The sequence below is a fragment of the Streptomyces sp. NRRL WC-3618 genome (assembly GCF_001280005.1).
Lineage (GTDB): Bacteria > Actinomycetota > Actinomycetes > Streptomycetales > Streptomycetaceae > Streptomyces.
This window is the reverse complement of sequence record NZ_LGDW01000455.1, coordinates 1-20,040: the sequence shown is the minus strand read 5'-3', so window position 1 is coordinate 20,040 and position 20,040 is coordinate 1. Positions and strand designations below refer to the sequence as shown.

The 20,040-nt window shown below is 73.1% G+C and carries 6 protein-coding genes; 2 read left to right on the top strand and 4 right to left on the bottom strand.

The window, feature by feature from the left end; translation table 11 throughout:
- Window positions 1-29 precede the first annotated feature (29 nt).
- The 3 genes from ADL01_RS31660 to ADL01_RS31650 all read right to left on the bottom strand — a co-directional run bounded on the left by ADL01_RS31660 (window position 30) and on the right by ADL01_RS31650 (window position 15,369).
- Window positions 30-6,341, bottom strand: coding sequence for a non-ribosomal peptide synthetase (locus ADL01_RS31660; protein ID WP_053745456.1), 6,312 nt, complete (start codon window positions 6,339-6,341; stop codon window positions 30-32).
- Window positions 6,342-6,347: 6 nt separating this feature from the next.
- The gene (locus ADL01_RS31655; protein WP_053745455.1) at window positions 6,348-13,988 is read right to left on the bottom strand and encodes a non-ribosomal peptide synthetase; all 7,641 of its coding nucleotides are present in this window, start codon (window positions 13,986-13,988) and stop codon (window positions 6,348-6,350) included.
- Window positions 13,989-14,049: 61 nt separating this feature from the next.
- Window positions 14,050-15,369, bottom strand: coding sequence for a cysteate synthase (locus ADL01_RS31650; RefSeq protein WP_053745454.1), 1,320 nt, complete (start codon window positions 15,367-15,369; stop codon window positions 14,050-14,052).
- Between the two features lie 447 nt (window positions 15,370-15,816).
- Here ADL01_RS31650 and ADL01_RS31645 point away from each other — a divergent pair, with 447 nt between their 5' ends.
- Both ADL01_RS31645 and ADL01_RS31640 read left to right on the top strand, forming a co-directional pair.
- On the top strand, window positions 15,817-16,806 hold the full coding sequence (locus tag ADL01_RS31645; protein WP_053745453.1) for a thiamine pyrophosphate-dependent dehydrogenase E1 component subunit alpha: 990 nt from the start codon (window positions 15,817-15,819) through the stop codon (window positions 16,804-16,806).
- A gap of 1 nt (window position 16,807) precedes the next feature.
- Entirely contained in the window at window positions 16,808-18,886 is a 2,079-nt protein-coding gene (locus ADL01_RS31640; RefSeq protein WP_053745452.1) for a 2-oxo acid dehydrogenase subunit E2, read from the top strand.
- Between the two features lie 17 nt (window positions 18,887-18,903).
- On the opposite strand, the gene ADL01_RS31635 is transcribed toward ADL01_RS31640, so the two are convergent.
- Complete coding sequence (locus ADL01_RS31635) at window positions 18,904-19,920, bottom strand: zinc-dependent alcohol dehydrogenase (protein ID WP_199834985.1); 1,017 nt, start codon at window positions 19,918-19,920, stop codon at window positions 18,904-18,906.
- Window positions 19,921-20,040: the final 120 nt, after the last annotated feature.

Sequence of the window (20,040 nt, the reverse complement as noted above, 5' to 3'; positions counted from 1 at the left end):
TTCGCGGCTCTTCGCGGCTCCGCGCGGGGTCAGCCGTCGAGGCCCGCTGCCAGCTCGTCGAGCTCGTCCCGGGACAGTCCCGCGACCGACAGGCCGCCGCCGGTTCCGTCGCCCGTCCGCGACACGAGCGCGGTGAGGGCGGCGAACCAGGACTCGGCCAGGGCCCGTACCTCCGGTTCGGTCAGGACGCCCTCGGGCCACGACCAGTCGGCGTGCAGACTCGGTCCGGTGCCGGTGTCGTGGACCACCGCGTTGATCTCGAGCACGTGGGCGGCGGCGAGGCCGGGGTCGGCGCCGGTGCCGAGTGCCGACGACTCGGGGGCGAAGGCCCACAGTTCGGTGCCGGTCGTGGTGGCGGGGGCGGTGAACCGGCCGAGGTAGTTGAAGCCGATGGACGGCACGGGAGCCTTCGCCAACTCGGCGGCCGTGTCCGGGTTGAGGTGGCGCAGCAGGCCGTAACCCATGCCGTGGTCGGGCAGTTCGCGCAGGCGCTCGGCGATCCGGCCGGCGGCGATGTCGGCGGCGGGTCCGGCGGCCAGCGCGTCGGCCACGTCCACGCCCGACAGGTCCAGGTGGACGGGGTACTGCGAGGTGAACCAGCCCACCGTACGCGACAGTTCGAGTCCCGGCGTCAGCTCCTCACGGCCGTGGCCCTCGACGTCGACGACGACGTGCGGGGAGCCCTGACGGTCGGCGACGGCGAGTGCGAGACCGGTCAGCAGGACGTCCTGGACGCCGGCCCGCAGGGCCGCCGGGACGGTGGTGAGCAGGGCGCCGGTCGTTTCGGTGGGCAGGGTCAGCCGCAGCGAACGGGTCGTGGCGGCGGTGTCCCGGTCCGGGTCGAGCGGGCGCGCGCCCAGCGGGGTGCGCGGGGCGTCCACGATGCCGTGCCACAGCTCGGCCTCGGCGACTCGGGACGGCGTACGCGCCTGCTCGCCCAGCACGGTGGCCCAGCGGCGGAACGACGTGCCGACAGCGGCCAGTTGGGGCCGTCGGCCTGCCGCCACGGCCGTCCAGGCGGTCTCCAGGTCGGGGACGAGGACGCGCCAGGACACGCCGTCCACGACCAGGTGATGGACGACCAGCAGCAGGCGCCCGGGCCGCTGCGGACCGGCGTCGAACCACACGGCCCGGACCACGGCCCCGGTCGCTGGCTCGAGCAGGCTCACTGCCTGGTCGAACTCCTCGGCCACCGCCGCGTGGAGGTCGTCCGTGGCCCGGACATCCCGGCGGTGGAGCAGGTCGGCGGCGCGGACCGTGCCGACCGGGCGTACGTCGAGTACCGGCTCGGCGGCCGGCCCGGTTCCGGTGTCGAACCGGGACCGCAGCATGTCGTGGTGGTCGAGCAGGGCCTGCAGCGCGTCGGTCAGCCGGGGCAGGTCGGCCGTCGGCGGGACCGTCAGCAGCACGGACTGGCTGAACCGGCCGACCGGGCCGCCGCGTTCGAGCAGCCAGCGCATGACGGGGGTGAGCGGAACGGGGCCGGTGCCGTCGCCGGTGGGGAGCAGGCCGGGCGACGCGCCCCCGTCGGGTGCGGGCGCGTCGCCGACCGGTCCACGTGCCACCGCCGCCAGCTCCTTCACCGTCTGGTGCTTGAAGACGTCCCGGGCACTGATCACGACCCCGGCCTCGGCCGCCCGGCTCACCAGCCGGATCGAGGAGATGCTGTCGCCGCCGAGGGCGAAGAAGTCCTCGTCGAGAGGGACTTCCGGCAGGTTGAGCAGTTCGCGGAAGAGCGCGGCGAGAACGCGTTCAGCTGGGGTGGCGGGTTCCTGACCGGCGGACGGCGGCGCCGTGGCGTCCGTGGCAACCGTGGCTCCGGCCTCCGGCGGTGTCCGACGGACGGGTGCCTGGAAGAGTTCGTCGTCCCCGAGGAGGTCCACGTCCTCGATGCGTACGTCGGGGTCGGCGGCGACCGCGGTCAGCAGACGCACCATTACGCGCGTGAGCCGCTCGGCCGTGGCCGGGTCGAACAGGTCGGTGCTGTACTCGGCGATGCCGTCGATGCCCGCCGGACCGCCGTCGGACGCGCGGCGCTCACTGAGATAGAGGGAGAGGTCGAAGCGGGCGGCACCGGTCTCCACGGGTTCACGGGTCACGCCCAGGCCGGGCAGGGAGAGATCCGGGTGCGCGGAGTGGCCGGTGAAGGCGATCACGACCTGGAAGAGGGGGTGGCGGGCGAGGGTGCGTTCCGGGCTGAGCGCGTCCACGAGGAGGTCGAAGGGCACGTCCTGATGGGCGTAGGCGGCGAGGTCGAACTCCCGGACGCGGTGCAGCAGTTCGCGGAAGGTGGGGTTGCCCGACGTGTCCGTCCGCAGGGTGAGACTGTTCACGAAGAAGCCGACCAGGTCGTCCAGCCCCGCGTCGGGGCGACCGGCGACCGGGGTACCGAGAGTGATGTCGGTGCCCGAGCCGAGCCGGGTCAACAGGGCGGCGAGTCCCGCCTGAAGAACCATGAAGAGGGTGACCCTGGAGTCGGCGGCGAGGCCGGCGAGGTCCGCGTGCAGTCCGGCGTCGATGGTGAGGGCGGCCCGGTCGCCGTCACCGCTGGGTTCGGCGGACCTCGGACGGTCGACGGGGAGAGGAAGCTCGTCCGGAGCGCCAGCCAACGCGTTTCGCCAGAAGGTGACATGACGGCTCATCAGGCTCTCGGGCGCGGTCGCGGCACCCAGCAGTTCGCGTTGCCACTGCGCGAAATCGGCGTACTGGACCGGCAGGTGCCGCCACTCGGGGGTGTTGTGGATGCTCCGCGCCGCGTATGCCGTCTCCAGGTCACGCATCAGCGGTGCCATGGACCAGCCGTCGACGGCGATGTGGTGGGCGAGGAGCAGCAGGACGTGGGTGTCGGCGTCGAGCTCGTACAGGGTTGCGTGCAGCGGGAGTTCGGACGACAGGTCGAAGCGGTGCCTGGCGGCGGCGGTGAGCAGCGCCGGGAGTTCGGCCTCGGTGGTCACCGTGACGGCGAGCTCCGGTCTGCCGGCCTCCGGGTCGAGGACACGCTGGTACGGGGTGCCCATGAAGTCGGGGTAGAGGGTGCGCAGCGGCTCGTGGCGGGCCACGAGATCGGCGAGGGCCGCCCGCAGCGCCGACCGGTCCAGCGGGCCGGCCAGGCGCAGGGCCCAGGGGACGGTGTAGGTGGTGTTGCCCCCGTCGAGCCGGCTCATGAACCACAGCCGCTGCTGGGCGTACGACAGCGGAATCGGGGCGTGGCCCCGTTCGTACGGGGCGAGTTCGGGGCGTCGTACGGCGTCCTCGGAGCTCAGCCGCTCGGCCAGCCCGGCGGGTGTCGGCGCCTCGAACACCGTGCGGACGGGCAGCGCGACGGCCAGCGCACCCCTGATCCGGTCGGTCAGCCGCATGGCGAGCAGGGAGTCGCCGCCGAGGTCGAAGAACCCGTCGTCCGCGCCCACCCGGTGCGCCGCCATGCCGAGGACATCGGCGAACAGGCCGCACAGGATCTCCTCCTGCGGGGTACGCGGGGCACGGCCCCCACCGGACGACACGTCCGGCTCCGGCAGGGCGGCCCTGTCCAGCTTGCCGTTCGCGGTCAGCGGCAGCCGGTCCAGGACGACCACGGCGCCGGGCACCATGTGCTCGGGGAGCGTGCCACCCGCATGGTGGCGCAGGCTCTCCGCGTCCAGGGCGGCCCGGCCGACGACGTAAGCGACCAACCGGCCCTCCCGTTCGACCACGACGGCCTGGGCGACCTCGGGGTGGTCGGCCAACGCCGTCTCCACCTCGCCGAGTTCGATGCGGAAGCCACGGATCTTCACCTGGCTGTCGGCCCGCCCCGCGTACTCCAGCGCACCGTCCGCCGACCTGCGCGCCAGGTCACCCGTGCGGTACATACGCTCCCCGGGGCCCCCGAACGGGTCGGCGACGAACCGCCCGGCCGTCAGCCCCGGCCGGCCCAGGTATCCACGGGCGAGGCCCGCGCCGGCCACGTACAACTCACCGGTGACACCCGGCGGTACGAGTCGCAGCCCCGCGTCCAGCACATACGTGCGCAGGTCGGGGATGGCATGGCCGATCGACCCTTGGGCGGCCCGCACCACGTCCTCGGTCAGCGGCAGGCCGGTGACATGGACCGTGGTCTCGGTGATTCCGTACATGTTGACCAGGACGGGCGCGTCCTGGCGATGCCGGGTGTACCACTCGGCGACCCGCGCGAAATCGAGTGCCTCACCGCCGAACACCACGTAACGCAGGGCGAGTTCACGTCCGATCTCCGGCAGGGCGGCGTCCGCGCGCAGCAGTTCGCCGAAGGCCGATGGTGTCTGGTTCAGTACCGTGACGCGCTCCTGTGCCAACAGCCGCAGGAACTCCTCCGGTTCACGGCTCACCGCGTACGGCACCACCACCAGCGTGCCGCCGTGCAGCAGCGCGCCCCACAGTTCCCACACCGAGAAGTCGAAGGCGTACGAGTGGAACAGCGTCCACACGTCGTCCGGCCCGAAGTCGAACCAGTGCCGGGTCGACTCGAAGAGCCGAACGACGTTGGAGTGCGGCACCGGGACCCCCTTGGGGCGGCCGGTGGAGCCTGAGGTGTAGATGACGTAGGCGGTGTTGGCGGGAGCCGGGGGCGGCGACTGCGGTGCGGAGGCGGGGTGGCCGAGCGACTCGGCCACCGTGACGACGTCAATCGCGTCGACCCGCGTCCGTGCGAGGGGCAGGCCGTCCGCCGTCAGCAGCAGCACCGGGTCCGCGTCGGCCAGCATGAACGCCAGCCGGTCCGCCGGATACTCCGGGTCCATGGGGACATAGGCGGCGCCGGTCTTCAGCACCGCCAGCACCGCCACCACCAGATCGGGCGTGCGCGGCAGGGCCAGAGCGACCAACTTCTCCGGTCCCGCGCCCCGTTCGGCGAGCAGATGCGCCAGCCGGTTGGACCGCTCGTCCAGTTCCGCGTACGTGAGACGGGTTCCGTCGTGCACGACGGCTGTCGCGTCGGGGGTGCGCGCGACCTGCCGGGCGAACAACTCGGGAAGGGTGCCGGCCGGTTCGGCCCCGGGGGCTGCCTGGTCCAGGAAGCGTTCCCGCTCGCCCGGCAGCAGCGCCTCCACCTCGCGGACACGACGCGCCGGGTCGGCCGCGAGAGCCGCCAGGACCGCCGCGAAACGGTCCAGCAGGGTGCGGGCGCCCGTCTCGTCGTACAGGTCGGGACGGTACGACAGACGCAGGGCCAGCCGGCGGGCGGGCAGGACGGAGAGGGTGAGCGGGTAGTGGGTGGCGTCACGGGCGGCGAGCCGGGTCACCTGGGACGCACCCTTGGCGGCGGACGCGGGATAGTTCTCGAACGCCAACAGGGTGTCGAACAGGTCGCTCGTGCCGGTCGCGCGCCGGATGTCCGCGAGGCCGAGATACTGGTGCGGCAGCAGGTCGGCCTGTCGGCTCCGGATGCCGGTGAGGAGATCGGCGACCGTGGTCTCCTCGTCCCAACGGACGTAGGTGGGCACGGTGTTGATACAGAATCCGACCATCGACGCGACGTTCGGCAGCTCGGGCGGGCGGACCGTGACGGTCTGGCCGAAGACAGCGTCGGCGCGCCCGGTCAGCCGGCCCAGCAGCAGGCCCCAAGCGCCCTGGACCAGGGTGTTGAGGGTGACACCGAGCGCGCGCGCCGTCGTCTCGGCGCGGACCGTCAGCTCCTCGGTCAGCTCCACGACGAGTTCGTGGGGCAGGGAAGGCGTGGTGGGGGCGCCGGGGGCCAGCAGAGTGGGCCCGGTCAGCCCGCAGAGGGCGCCCTGCCAGGCCTGTTCGGCGGCGGTGCGGTCCTGCCGGGCCAGCCAGGCCAGGTAGTCGCGATACGGCGGCACGATCGCCAGCGCGGTCGGGTGCTCGCCCGCGTACAGGGCGCTGAACTCACGTACGAGCAACTGCTTGGACCAACCGTCGAGCAGGATGTGATGGTTGGTGATCACCAGCCGGTAGCGGTCGGGGGCCCACCGGACGAGCAGGTGGCGCAGGAGCGGCGGCTTGGCCAGGTCGAAGCGGCGGGTGCGCTCCTCGTCGAGGAGCCGCTGCCAGGCGACGTCACGGCCGGGCTCGTCATGCGTGGCCAGGTCGACTTCCGACCAGGGGAGTTCGACGTCCATGGGGACGATCTGGAACGGCTGTCCGCTTTCCCGCCGACGGAAGCAGGCGCGCAGATTCGGGTGCCGGTCGAGCAGGGCCTGCCCGGCGGCCCGTACGGCGGCGGGGTCGACGTCGCCCGTCAGCTCCAGGACCTGCTGGGCCGCGTAGACGTCGGTGCTGCCGTCGTCGTCGAACAGGGCGTGAAAGAGAAGTCCCTCCTGCAACGGGGACAGGGGCAGGATGTCGGAGATTCCGGACCGAGTCACCGTGGGTTACCTCCACTCGCTTCCGAACTCGGCTTCGAGTTCGGCGATCTCTGCTTGGGACAACGACACCAGTGACAGGTCGGACGGGGTCCGTCCGCCCTCCGCGGTGGCGTGGGTCAGTGCGGCCAGGGCGTCGCACCACAGCCCGGCCAGGGCGCTCACGTCGGCCTGGGCCCAACTGCCGGGCGACCACGACCAGGTGGCCCGCAGCCCTTCGTCCGTGGCCGCGGCGGTGATCTCCAGACCGTGTGCGACGGGCTGGGTGGGATCGTGGGCGGCGCCGAGGGCGAGCGCGCCGGGAAGCGGCTCGGGCGCCGCCGACCAGTCGGCCGGCCGTGTGCGGGTGGCCGGTGTGCGCCCGAGGTAGTTGAAGCCGATCTGTGGGGCCGGGAGCGCGGCCAGGGCCGGTGCGGTGGCCGGGTTGAGGTGGCGCAGCAGACCGTGGCCGATGCCGTGATCGGGTACGGCGCGCAGCTGTTCCTTGACGCTCCTGAGGACCTGGGCGGTGTCCTCCAGGTCGAGGCCGGTGAGGTCGAGCCGCGCCGGGACGGTAGTGGTGAACCAGCCCACGGTCCGGGACAGATCGACCCCCTCGGCCAGTTCCTCCCGTCCGTGCCGCTCGATGTCCAGCAGCAGCGCCGGATGGTGCCGCCACCGTGCGAAGGCGAGGGCGAGGGCGGCGAGCAGAACGTCGTCGGGACGGGCGTGGAAGGCGGCGGGGACCGTGCTGAGCAGGTCGGCGGTCTGTGCGGCCGGGAGGGTACGGGTCAGGTGACGCATCGCGGCGACGACGTCCTGCGCGGGGTCGGTACAGCGGGCGCCCGGCGAGGGGTCGGGGTCGTCCAACAGCTGCCGCCAGACGTCCAGTTCACCGGCCCGCGCTTCTGCCGCACGCTCCAGCAGTCGGGCCCACTGTCTGAACGGCGTGCCGGACGGCGGCAGTTCCTCGTCCCGCCAGGCAGCGGCCAGATCGTCGCGGAGGATCCCCCAGGACACACCGTCGACGGCCAGATGATGAACCGTCAGCAGCATGCGGCCGGACAGGTCTGGCCCGGCGTCGTACCAGACCGCACGCATCAATCGGCCGTCGTCCGGGCTCAGTTGACACACCGGCGCCTCGATCACCGCCCCGAAGTCCCCGTCGGGCACGGCCACCCGCTCCAGCAGTTCGGCCGCGTCCAGGTTCCCGGCCGGCGGAATGTACGCGGTCCAGTCACCGCAGGTCGTCACGCGCATCCTCAGGACGTCGTGATGGTCGAGCACGGCCTGGAGTGCGCCCGCCAGACGCTTCTCGTCGGCTCCGGCGGGCGTCACGAGGAGCGCCGACTGGCTGAACGAGGCGACAGGGCCTCCGCGTTCACGCAGCCGGTGCATGGCCGGGGTCAGCGGCAGTTCACCGACGGCCGGTTCCCGGGCGGGCCCCCGCCGCGGGGCCGGACGTGCCGCGGCCACCGCGGCGAGCCCGGCGACCGTCCGCTGTTCGAAGACGTCGCGGGGGGTGAGCCGCAGCCCCGCCGCGAGGGCGCGGCTGACGAGGTGGATGGAAGCGATACTGTCGCCGCCGAGGTCGAAGAAGCCGTCGTCCACACCCACATCGCGCGGATCCCGGCCGAGGATCTCGGCGAACAGCCCGCGCAGCGTCTCCTCGCCCCCAGTACGCGGAGCGCGCGCCCCGTCGAGGGCCGTGACCTGGGGTGCGGGCAGCGCGGCCCGGTCCAGCTTGCCGTTCGGCGTCATCGGCAGGGCACCCAGCACGACGAACGCCTCCGGCACCATGTGGTCCGGCAACCGCCGGGCCGCGAACGCCCGTACGTCGTCGCCGTCGAGGCCGTCCGAGCCCACGAGGTAGGCGACAAGTCGGCGCACCCCGGGGAGGTCCTCGCGGACCACCACCGCGGCCTGCTCGACGTCGCCGTGCGCGCTGAGCACACCCTCGACCTCGCCCGGCTCGATCCGCAGCCCCCGTATCTTCAGCTGCCCGTCGGCCCGCCCCCGCAGCTCCAGGACGCCGTCGGCCCGGCGCACGGCCAGGTCGCCGGTGCGGTACATACGGGTGCCCGGCAGTCCGAACGGGTCGGCGACGAACCGTTCGGCGGTCAGCCCGGGCCGGTTCCAGTACCCCCGGGCCACCTGGTCGCCGGACACGTACAGCTCACCCTCGACGCCGGCCGGGACCGGGCCCAGCCAGGGGTCCAGGACGTGAGCGCGGGTGTTCCACATGGGGCGCCCGATGGGTACCGGGCCGGACGGCAGGTCGTCGCCGGGCTCGACGCGGTGGTCGGTGCAGCCGACGGTGAGCTCGGTCGGGCCGTAGTGGTTGATCAGCCGTACGTCGGGATGGGCCCGGCGCCAAGCGCGCAGGGCCTCCCCGACGAGGGCCTCGCCGCCGAGCATGAACTCCTCGGCGGGCGAGATGTCGTAGGGCAGGGCGGGCAACAGGGCGAGGTGGCTGGGCGTGGCCTTGAGGAAGGTGTAGCCACCGGGCAGCGGGTCCGCGCCCGCCTCGTGGACGGCCGCGATGTGCACCCGGCCGCCCGCGGTGAGCGCTCCGTGCAGGCTCGTCACGGTGGCGTCGAAGGACATCGTGGCGTGCAGCAGCGAGGTGCCGCGCAGACTCGGGTACGCCGACACGCAACGGGCCACGTAGGTGGTGAGGTTGCGGTGCTCGACGACCACACCCTTGGGGCGCCCGGTGGTGCCGGAGGTGTAGATCAGGTAGGCCGGGTCGGCGGGGCGGGCGTCGGGCAGCGGGGTCCCGGTGTCGGGGGCCTCCGCGTCGGGGCTCACCAGCGGGCGGTCCACGGCCAGCGGATCCCGGGTGATGACGCACACCGGGTCGGCGTCGGACAGCAGATAGGCGGTCCGCTCGGCCGGATGCTCCGGGTCCAGCGGCAGATAGGCGGCGCCCGCCTTGAGGACGGCCAGTACCGCCACCGCGAGGTCGACGGACCGGGGGAGCGCGAAGGCGACGATCCGGCCGGGTCCGGCCCCGAGCGAGACCAGCGCCCGCGCCAAACGGTCGGCCCCCAGATCGAGTTGACGGTACGTCAATTCGGTGTCGGCGTCTGTCACGGCCACCGCGTCCGGTGTCCGCGCCGCCCGCGCCTCGAACATCCGGTGGAAGGCCGTCGCCGGCACGTCCTGGGCGGTGTCGTTGAACTCGACGAGCAGGCGCCGCCGTTCGTCCGGGCCGAGGATGTCGAGCGTGCCCACGGGCCGGTCGGGATCGTCGAGGGCGGCGCGCAGCAGCCGTTCCAGCCGGGCGGCGAGTTCCTCGGCCGTCGTCCGGTCGAAAAGGTCCGCGCTGTACTGGAGGATGCCTTCGATGCCGTCCGGTGAGCCGTCGGCGGCCTGCCGTTCACCGAGGTTGAAGGTGAGGTCGATCTTGGTCGCGCCGCTCTCCACGGGCAGCGCCGTGGCCGTGAGACCGGGGAGGTCGAGTTGCGGTTCGGCGCCGGGCCGGAAGGCGACCATCACCTGGAACAGCGGGTGCCGGGCCGGTGATCGGGGCGGGTTGAGAGCCTCGACCAGCTGCTCGAACGGCAGGTCCTGGTGGGCGTAGGCCGCGAGGTCGCTCTCCCGTACCCGGCCCAGCAGTTGCCGGAAGGTAGGGGAGCCGGAGGTATCGGTGCGCAGGACGAGGGTGTTCAGGAAACAGCCGACCAGGTCGTCCAGCGTGTCGTCGGCGCGGCCCGCGACCGGGGTGCCGAGGGGGATGTCGGTGCCCGCCCCGAGCCGGGTCAACAGGGCGGCCAGAGCAGCCTGGACGACCATGAACGGTGTCGTGCCGGTCTCCGCGCCGAGGGCGCGCAGCCGCCGGTGGAGGGTCGCGTCCAGCCGTACGGGGATGTCGCCTCCCCGGTGCGTGGCACGGACCGGGCGGGGGCGGTCGGCGGGCAGGGGGAGTTCGTCGGGGAGCCCCGCCAACGTCTGGGTCCAGTAGGCGCGGTGAGGGCCCGTCAGTTCGGTCCGGACGAGCTGCTCACCCTGCCACCTGGCGAAGTCGGCGTACTGCACGGGCAGTCGCGTCCAGTCCGGGAGGCGGTTGTCCTGGCGGGCGCGGTAGGCGGTGGTCAGATCGCGGGTGAGGGGATCCAGGGACCAGCCGTCCGCGGCGATGTGGTGCAGCACCAGCAGCAGGACGTGGTCCTCGGGGCCGAGCATGAGGAGATGGGCGCGGAGCGGGATGTCCTCGGTGAGCCGGAACTCCAGACCCGTCAACTGGGCAAGCCGGTGCGGCAGTTCGGCCTCCGAAGCCCGGTCGACACGCAGTTGGGGCCGGGCGGCGGCGGGGTCGAGCAGCCGCTGGCGCGGAGTGCCGTCGGTGTCCGGATAGACGGTGCGCAGGATCTCGTGCCGGGTGACCAGATCGGCCAGCGCCAGGCGCAGGGCGTCCACGTCGAGGGCGCCCGTGAACCGTACGGCGAGCGGGATGTGATAGGCCGCGCCGGACTCCTCCAGCCGGTCGAGGAACCACAGGCGCCGCTGGGCGGAGGACAGCGGAGTCTCGTCGGGGACAGCTCCCGGCCCGGGCCGCGAGACGGGCCGTACGACCGCGCCCGTGCCGAGGAGCGGACCGGCGAGAGCCGCCGGAGTGGGCGCCCCGAACAGATCGCGCAGGCTCAGGTCGGCGCTCAGTTCGTCGCGGATCCGACCGATCAGGCGCAGCGCGAGCAGTGAGTTGCCGCCGAGCGCGAAGAAGCTGTCGTCCGGGCCGACCGAGGACAGACCCAGGACGTGCGCGAAGAGACCGCAGAGGTCCTCCTCCTGCGAGGTCCGCGGGGCCCGCCCGGCGCGGCTGCCGCCGCTCTCCACCGGGGGGACCGGCAGGGCGGCACGGTCCAGCTTGCCGTTGGCGGTCAGCGGCAGCCGGTCCAACGACGCGACGGCGGAGGGGACCAGGTGGCCGGGCAGATGTTCGGCGACGTGGGCGCGCAGGCCCTCCGGCTCGGGTGCCGCCCCCGGGGCGGGCACCACGTAGGCGACCAGGCGCCGGTCGCCGGGGCGGTCCTCGCGGACGACCACGACCGCCTGGGCGACCTGCGGATGCGCGGCGAGCACCGTCTCGACCTCGCCGGGCTCGACGCGGAAACCGCGCAGCTTGACCTGACCGTCGGCCCGCCCGTGGAACTCCAGCTCGCCGTTCCCGTCCAGGCGGACGCGGTCCCCGGTGCGGTACATACGGGCGCCCGGCGGGCCGAACGGATCGGCGGTGAAGCGTTCGGCGGTCGCCTCGGGGCGGCCGAGGTAGCCGCGCGCCACACCGGGCCCGGCCACGTACAGCTCACCGACGACGCCCGCCGGAAGGGGCCGCAGGGCACCGTCGAGCACATAGGCACGCATCCCGTCGAGCGGTCGGCCGATCGGCAGCGCGTCGGGCACCCCGGCGCCGTCCGGGCAGGGTCGGCAGGTGGCGAAAGTGGTCGTCTCGGTCGGGCCGTAGCCATTGGTGACCGTCAGACCGGGACACGCCGCCAGGACCCGGCGCACCGCGGACGCGGGGACGGCCTCGCCGCCGGCCCACACCTGGCGCAGCCCGGCGAAGCAGCCCGGATCCTGCTCGGCGACGAGCCGGAACAACCCGGCGGTCAGCCACAGCGCCGTCAGTCCGTGCCGAGCCGTCAGCCGGGCGACCCCGGCGGCGTCGATGTCCTCTTCGGCCCCCGCGACCACGGCCGTGCCCCCGCCCAGCAAGGGCACCCACATCTCGTACGTGGACGCGTCGAAGGCGGTCGGCGAATGGACGAGCACCCGTGCGTGCGCGCCGCCCCCGAACGCCGAGTCGGCGGCCAGCGCGACGACGTCCCGATGGGTGACGGCGACCCCCTTGGGCGTACCGGTGGAGCCCGAGGTGTAGCTGACGTAGGCCAACTGGTCGGGGTGTAGGGGCACTTCGGGGTCGCTGTCGGGCTCGGTGACGAGCGAGGGGTCGCTGCAGGTGACGACGCGGAGGCCGTCGTACGCGCTGCCGTCGGCGGTGTCCGACAGCAGTACCGGCGCGCCGGTCTCCGTGAGGATCCGCCGGGTACGGGCGGCCGGGGCGCGCGGATCGAGTCCGACGTACGCGCCGCCCGCCTTGAGGACGGCCAGCAACGCCACGATCAGCTCGTCGGAGCGGTGCGTCAGGACCGCGACCCGGTCCTCGGGCCGGACGCCGAGCCGGAGCAGACGGTGGGCGAGCCGGTTCGCGCGGGCGTTCAACTCGCTGCGAGTGATGGTCTGTTCGCCGTGGACGACGGCGATCCCGTCGGGGTCGGCTGCCACGCGGGCCGCGAACAGTCCCGGCATACCACCCCCACGTACGACGGAGGCGGGAGCCGGACCGTCGAGCCGCGCCTGCTCGCCGGGGAGCGTCAGTGCCACCCGCCCCACGACCGTGCCGGGCTCCGTGGCCGCAGCCGCGAACCGTTCCACGAAGTGGCCAAAACGCCGGTGGTGGGCGGTGAGTTCGGCGTCGGCGTAGTGCTCGGGACTGGCGTCGAGATCGACCCGGACGCCCTGGCCGTCGGCGCGGTCGTAGACGTTGACCGCGAGGTCCTCGACCGGGCCCGTGGACAGGTTGTGGCGAGTGGTCGGGTGTCCGGCGAAGCGCAACTCCGGTCCGAAGGCCATGATGTTGACGACAGGCCCGAAGTAACGGGGGCCGTCCTGCGGCCAGTTCAGGTCGCGGCGCAGCTCCTCGCCCCGGTGGCGCTGATGGGCCAGCAGGTCGCGGGTGGCCCGGGCGGCCTGGCGTACGAGGTCGGTGGCCGGGGTGTCCGGGCGTACGGACAGCCGCAGGGGCAGCACGTTGGACGCCATGCCCGGGGTCGCGAGTTCCGTCTCGCTCTGCCGGGCGGTGACCGCGAGGCCGAGGACGATGTCATGGGCGCCGGTGAGCCGGTGCAGATAGGCGGCCGTCGCCGCGAGGACCACGCGCGACCAGCGGGTACCGGCGAGTTCGGCGGCGGAGTGGACCAAGTCCCCGGCGGGCTCGGGGAGATGGCCGGTGCGGCGCAGGAAGCGGTCGCCGACCTGGGGCGGCCGGGCGGACAGGCTCACCGGGTCGGGCCGGCCGGCGAGGGCGTTCGTCCAGTGGGCGCGATCGCGTTCGTGCCGCCCGTCGGCGCGGTAGGCCTGGTCGGCGGTGATCAGCGGGGCGAGGGGCGCGGGTGGCGGGTTGTGCGCAGCGCCTGCCGCGAGCGCGGTGTACGCGTCGGCCACCCGGCGGGCGATCAGAGAGCAGCTGAAGCCGTCGACAGCGATGTGATCGTACGCCTGGTACCAGATCCAGTGGTCGTCCGCGACGCACAGCAACGCGTACCGGAACAACGGGCCTCGGAACAGGTCGAAGGCAGTGCCGAAGTCGTCCGCCATCCACTCCCGCGCGGCCTCTGCCCCCGCCGAGACGACGACGGGCATCGTCCACGCGGGACCGGCGTCCACCAGCAGCCGCACACCGTCGTCGTCCGCCGCGAACCGGGACCGCAGCGTCTCGGTCGCGTCCACCACCAGCCGTACGGCCGTACGGAACAGCTCCGGGTCGACGGGCCCGTGGATCTCGGTGTACTCGCCTACGTTGTAGGCGGCACCGGCGCCGTCGAGCCGCTGGCCGAACCACATCGAGCGCTGGGCGGCGGACGGCTCCAGGCCACGGCTTACGGTCATCGGCGGGCTCCGGTGGGGGTGTGGGGGAGTGAGGGTGCGGTGCTGTGGGGGAGGTGGTGCGTCAACGGGCCGCTGCGGCAGCGGCGGGCGCGTACGTCAGGTGCCGGACGACCTGCTCGGCGACCGTGCGCGGGCCGTCGCCGGTGGTGGGCCAGGGCACGCGCAGCCAGGGCTCGGCGGGGACGAGCCGCAGGTCGCGGGCCTGCCGGGCCCGGCCGCCGCCCGTGATGTTGAGGAGGACCAGTTCGTCGCGGTCGACGAGCCCGGCACGTACCGCGTCCGCGAGGGCGGCCAGCGCGACTCCCGCGCCCGGTTCGATGTCGATGCCCTCGGTCTCCTCGAACAGCTCCATGGCGGCGAGAGCGGCAACGTTGTCAACACACAGCACGTCGCCGCCGCTCTCCGTGAGCACATCGCGCACGCCGCCGTGGACGGTGAACGGCGGCCGCCGGTTGGTCAGTTCACGGGCCAGCGGCTCGTGTTCCCGGTGTGCCGCGGCCCGGCCGCCGGACCGCCAGGCCTCGAACAGCGGGGCGAACGGGGCGTTCTGACACATCAGCAGGCGCGGCAGCGCCTCGTCGCCGGTCCGGATCCGGCGCGCCGCCTCATGGGCGCCGATGGCTCCCGTACCGCTACCGACCGCCTGTACGTACGTCTGCGGGAGGCGACCGATCGCCTCGGCAGCCGCCAGCATCACGGTGCCCAGACCGTCGCGGCGCCCGACGTTGCGGCTGCCGCCCTCCGCCTGGTGTCCGGGCAGTTGGGCCAGCAGGTCGGCGCAGGCGATGGCGTCGCTGTAGGTGGCGCCGTCGAGGGCGACGACGCGTACGCAGGGGTCGAGTGGGGCGGGAAAGCGCAGACCGGCCAGTGCCGGGGCGGGTACGACGAGCAGACAGGGTACTTGATGGAGGGTCGCGGCCCAGGCGAAGGCGGCGGCGGTGTTGCCCGCCGACGGGATCACCAGCACGGGCGGGTCGGCGGGCAGCCGGCCGAGCACCGTGTACGCCTCGAAGTCCTTGAAGGTGCAGGTCGGCAACTGAGCCCCGCGTTCCGGCCAGTACCCGTTGAAGGCGACCCACAACTGGTCGAGGCCGATGCGCCGGCCGAGCCGGTCGGCGCGCTGGACGACCGGGCCGGGCACGCCGGGGAAGGTCCGCGCCACCGGCAGCAGCGGGGCGTGGCGGAACAGCCCGGTGCCGGTGCGTCCGCCGGCACCCCCGTACCCGGCTGGTGTGGAGTACTCGGTGCGCAGGAACGCCGGATCGTGCGGTCGGGAGCAGTCGAGAATCAGGCCGTCGTCCTCGTAGCCGGTACCGCAGGAGGAACAGACGAGTGTGTAGTGACGATTTCCCGGGCGTACTTGGGGGTGTACGGGGGACATTTCCATTGCCTTCCGCAGGACCGTGCTTCGCGGGTCAATTGCAGCCGGAGTCATGCGAAGGAAAGGTGACCCGCGCATAGCCGTCGCACCAACGATGGATTGACGTTCGGTTCAGTCAAGTGAGGTGGTCCACACCAGTGGAGAGTTCAGTTCCGCTTCATCTTCCCTTCTCTGATGGAGAGGTGAAGCTGTGTTAGCCCTGGTGGAGCACTCGGGGCGCGCACGCGTCGTGATGGAGAGGACGGCGGAGAATTGGGCGACCAACCGACGAACGAAGCAGTGGCCGAGCGGGCGGATCCGCTGTTCGCGCCCTCACTTTCGCCTTCGCAATGGCTTCCATCCCAAGTTCCGGTACGCTTTTTCCCCTTTAAGGGAGAAACGCCGACAGGCGATCAGATCGAATCGACTGATTCGGCTGGCCCGGCCCCGGATCGCGGGAACTACGAAATGCCGGATTCCGGCGTGCTGCTGGCGGCCTACCGGAAAATGGTTCTCGGGCGACGCTTCGACGAACAGGCGACCGCGCTGGCCCGCCAGGGCCGGCTGGCGGTCCACCCGTCCAGCCTCGGCCAGGAGGCCTGCCAGGTGGGTGCCGCGCTGGCACTGCGCCCGACCGACTGGCTGTTCCCCACCTACCGCGACTGCGTGGCGCTGGTCAGCCGGGGCATCGACCCCGTCGAGGCGCTGACCCTGCTGCGCGGCGACGGCCACTGCGGCTACGACCCCGTACGCCACCGCACCGCACCCCAGTGCACCCCGCTGGCCACCCACGCCACCCACGCCACCGGGCTGGCCCACGGCGAACGCCTCAAGGGCACGGACACGGTCGCCCTCGCGCTCGTCGGCGACGGCGCCACCAGCGAGGGCGACTTCCACGAGGCACTGGGCATCGCGGGCGTCCTGCGGGCGCCCGTGGTCTTCCTGGTGCAGAACAACCGCTACGCCATCTCCGTCCCGCTCTCCGCTCAGAGCGCGGCACCGAGCCTGGCGTACAAGGGAATCGGTTACGGCGTCCGCTCCGAACAGGTGGATGGCAACGATGTCGCGGCCGTACTCGCCGTCCTGGGCAGGGCGGTCGAGGAAGCGCGCGCGGGCGGCGGCCCCTGGCTGATCGAGGCGCACACCTACCGGATGGCCCCGCACACCAGCGCCGACGACCCTTCCCGCTACCGTCCGGCCGAGGAGGCCGAGCACTGGCGCGGGCGCGACCCGATCGACCGGCTGGAGAACTGGCTGCGCGAGCGCGGCATGCTCACCGAGGACGACGTCACGGCAGCGGCGGCGGAGGCCGAGGCGTACGCCGCCGACGTGCGGATCAGGCTCGCCGAGGACCCCGCACCGGACCCGCTCGCGCTGTTCGACCATGTGTTCAGCGCCCCGACCCCGCAACTGACCGAGCAACGCGCCGCCCTGCGAGCCGAGTTGGAGGGAAACTGAGATGGCGGCCACGATGGCACAGGCCCTCAACACCGCTTTGCGGGACGCGCTCACGGCGGACGAACGCGTCGTCGTCTTCGGCGAGGACGTCGGCCGGCTCGGCGGTGTCTTCCGGGTCACCGACGGGCTCGCGGACACCTTCGGCGACCGCCGCTGCTTCGACACCCCGGTCGCGGAGGCGGGCATCGCCGGCCTCGCCGTCGGTATGGCCATGGCCGGATTCCGGCCGGTGGTGGAGATGCAGTTCGACGCGTTCGCCTACCCGGCGTTCGAACAGATCGCCTCCCATGTGGCCAAGTTCCGCAACCGCACCCGCGGCACCCTCGCCCTGCCCATGGTCGTCCGCATCCCGTACGGCGGCGGCATCGGCGGAGTCGAGCACCACAGCGACTCCAGCGAGGCCTACTACGCGCACACGGCCGGCCTGAAGGTCGTCACCCCCGCCACGGTCGGCGACGCGTACTCGCTGCTGCGGGAGGCGATCGAGGACCCGGACCCCGTGGTCTTCCTGGAACCCAAGCGCCATTACTGGACCAAGGAGGACATCCAACTCCCCCTCACCACCAGCCCGTTCGGTACGGCCGCGGTGCGTCGACCCGGCACCGACGCCACGCTCGTCGCGTACGGCCCGTCGGTCGCCGTAGCCCTGGCCGCGGCGCGGGAGGCGGTGGCCGAGGGCCTCGACGTGGAGGTGCTGGACCTGCGCACCCTCGTCCCGCTCGACGACCACGCGCTCACCGCTTCCGTACGGCGCACCGGCCGCTGCCTGGTGGTGCACGAGTCTCAGGGGTTCGCCGGTGTCGGCGCCGAGATCGCGGCCCGGGTGCAGGAGCGCTGCTTCGACGCGCTGCGCGCGCCGGTACTGCGCGTCACCGGCCTCGACATCCCGTATCCGCCGCCCCTGCTGGAGGATGCCCATCTGCCGGGCGTCGGCCGGGTGCTGGCGGGGCTCCGCCGCCTGCTGCCGGACGGCGGCCAGGGCGGACGGCGGCCGACGCCGGTGTCCCTCACCGAGGTGGAGCCGGCTCCCGGGGACCGCACCTTCCTGCTGCCGGACCTGGGCGAGGGGCTGGCCGAGGCCGAGGTGCTGGAGTGGACGGTCGCCGTGGGCGACAGCGTCACGCATGACCAGCCCGTCGTCGAGGTCGAGACGGCCAAGTCCGTGGTCGCCCTCCCGACGCCCTTCGCCGGGACCGTGACCGCCCTGCACTGTCGCGCCGGCGAGATCGTCGAGGTGGGCGCGCCGCTGCTGTCGGTGGCGGAGGCCGCCCCCGAGGGCGACTCGGGCGCGGTCCTCACCGGGTACGGGACGGGCGGGGCGCGCCGGGCCACGAGAAACGGTGTGGCACCGGCACAGCACACGTCGCAGAACCAGCCACAGAGCCGGCCACAGAACAGGCCGGTGAACAACGGGCCCAGCGCCGCGCCAGCCGACCGGCAGCCCGGACTCCGGCTCCCGTTGGACGCGGTCGCCGAGAAGTTCGCCCGCACCCACCGGGACACCCCCGCCGTCACCATCTGGGCGGACGCCGACGCCACCGCCCTGCTCGCCGCCCGTGACACCCTCGGCACGGGTCTTCTGCCCCTGCTGGCCAGGGCCGCTCTCACCGGGCTCGCCGCCTTCCCCGCGCTGAACGCCCGGGTGGACGACGCCCGTTCGGAGATCGTCCGGCTGCCGCAGGTGCACCTGGGTTTCGCCGCGCAGACCGACGACGGGCTGGTCGTCCCCGTCGTACGGGACGCCGACCGGCTGCCCCTGGACGACCTCGCCACCGAACTGCGCCGCCTCACCGGCCTGGCCCGACGAGGCGCGCTCCCCGTCGAACACCGCACCGGCGGCACGTTCACCCTCAACAACTACGGCGTGCTCGGCGTGGACGGTGCCACCCCGCTGCTCAACCACCCCCAGACGGCCATGCTCAGTATCGGCCGCCTCGTGGAACGCCCCTGGGCGGTGAACGGACGGGTGGAGGTGCGCGAGATCGTCCACCTGTCGCTGACCTTCGACCACCGTGTCTGCGACGGCGGCACCGCGGCCGGCTTCCTCCGTCACGTCATCGACGGCATCACCGCCCCCTGAGCCGGCCCGGCACCTGCTCAGCCCAGGCGCGGGTCCACATGGAACTTGGGTCCTGGACCCGCGCCCGCCGGGCGTTCACCCGCGAGGACGGCTCCGACGTCGTCCAGCCCCACCGTCGCGGCGACGAGCGGCCTCGGGTCGACCGAACCCTCGGCGTACGCCCGGATGGTGGCCTCGAGGCCGGGGGAGGCGGACAGGACGCCGACCGCGGTGACGTCCTTGAGGACGAGCGTGCGGGTGTCGATACGGCTGGGTACGCCGGCCAGCCCGATGTAGACGACGTGGCCCGCCGGTTCGACCAACTCCAGGGCCAGGTCCGGAAGATGGGCCGCGTTGGAGGCGTCCACGACGGCGTCGTACGGCAGATCCGGGACGGAGTCCTCCCGCCAGGCGTGCTCGAAGCCCAGGTCGCGGGCGAAGGCGAGCGAACTGTCCGTCGCGCCCATCAGGTGGACCTCCGCACCGGCGGCCCGGGCGAACATCGCGACCAGGAGACCGATCGTGCCCGGACCCAGGACCAGGACCCGGTCACCGGGCCGGAGTTCGGCGGCTCGGGCGGCGCGCAGAGCGTTGCCGCCGGGCTCGACCAACGCGCCCAGCACCGCGTCGACGGAGTCGGGCAGGGCGTGCAACGAGGAAGCGGGCACCGCGAGTTGCTCGGCGAGCGCACCGGCCCGCTCCCCGCGGATGCCGACCTCCTGGCGCTGCTCGCACACATGCCCGCGACCGCGCAGGCAGCGGCGGCAGACACCGCATCCGAGCATCGTGTCGCCCATGACGCGGCGGCCGGTCCACGCGGCGTCGACACCGGCACCGACCGCCGCCACCCGCCCCGACCACTCGTGGCCCAGGCGCATCGGATAGGCGGAGTGACCCTGGTGGAGATAGGCCATCGCGCCGGTGTGGAACTCCATGTCGGTGCCGCACACGCCGACCCGCTCGACGTCGACGACGACCTCACCGGGGGCGGCCACGGGGGTGAGGACCTCCTGGACCTCGTACTTGCCGGGGGCGTTGAGAACGAACGCACGCATGGTGCGACGGGCGCTCATCGTGGGCCGCGCACATGCCGGCGCCGGCTGCCGGGACGGGTAATGCCGAGCTTCGGGTACACGGGGTCAGTCTCCAGTTCGACCGGCGGGGGGTGGGGGGGG

Excerpts from the sequence above, each read along its gene's own strand:
- ADL01_RS31635 (WP_199834985.1), bottom strand. The coding sequence starts at position 19,920 with ATGCGTGCGTTCGTTCTCAACGCCCCCGGCAAGTACGAGGTCCAGGAG.
- ADL01_RS31645 (WP_053745453.1), top strand. The coding sequence starts at position 15,817 with ATGCCGGATTCCGGCGTGCTGCTGGCGGCCTACCGGAAAATGGTTCTC.
- ADL01_RS31640 (WP_053745452.1), top strand. The coding sequence starts at position 16,808 with ATGGCGGCCACGATGGCACAGGCCCTCAACACCGCTTTGCGGGACGCG.
- ADL01_RS31655 (WP_053745455.1), bottom strand. The coding sequence starts at position 13,988 with ATGACCGTAAGCCGTGGCCTGGAGCCGTCCGCCGCCCAGCGCTCGATG.
- ADL01_RS31650 (WP_053745454.1), bottom strand. The coding sequence starts at position 15,369 with ATGTCCCCCGTACACCCCCAAGTACGCCCGGGAAATCGTCACTACACA.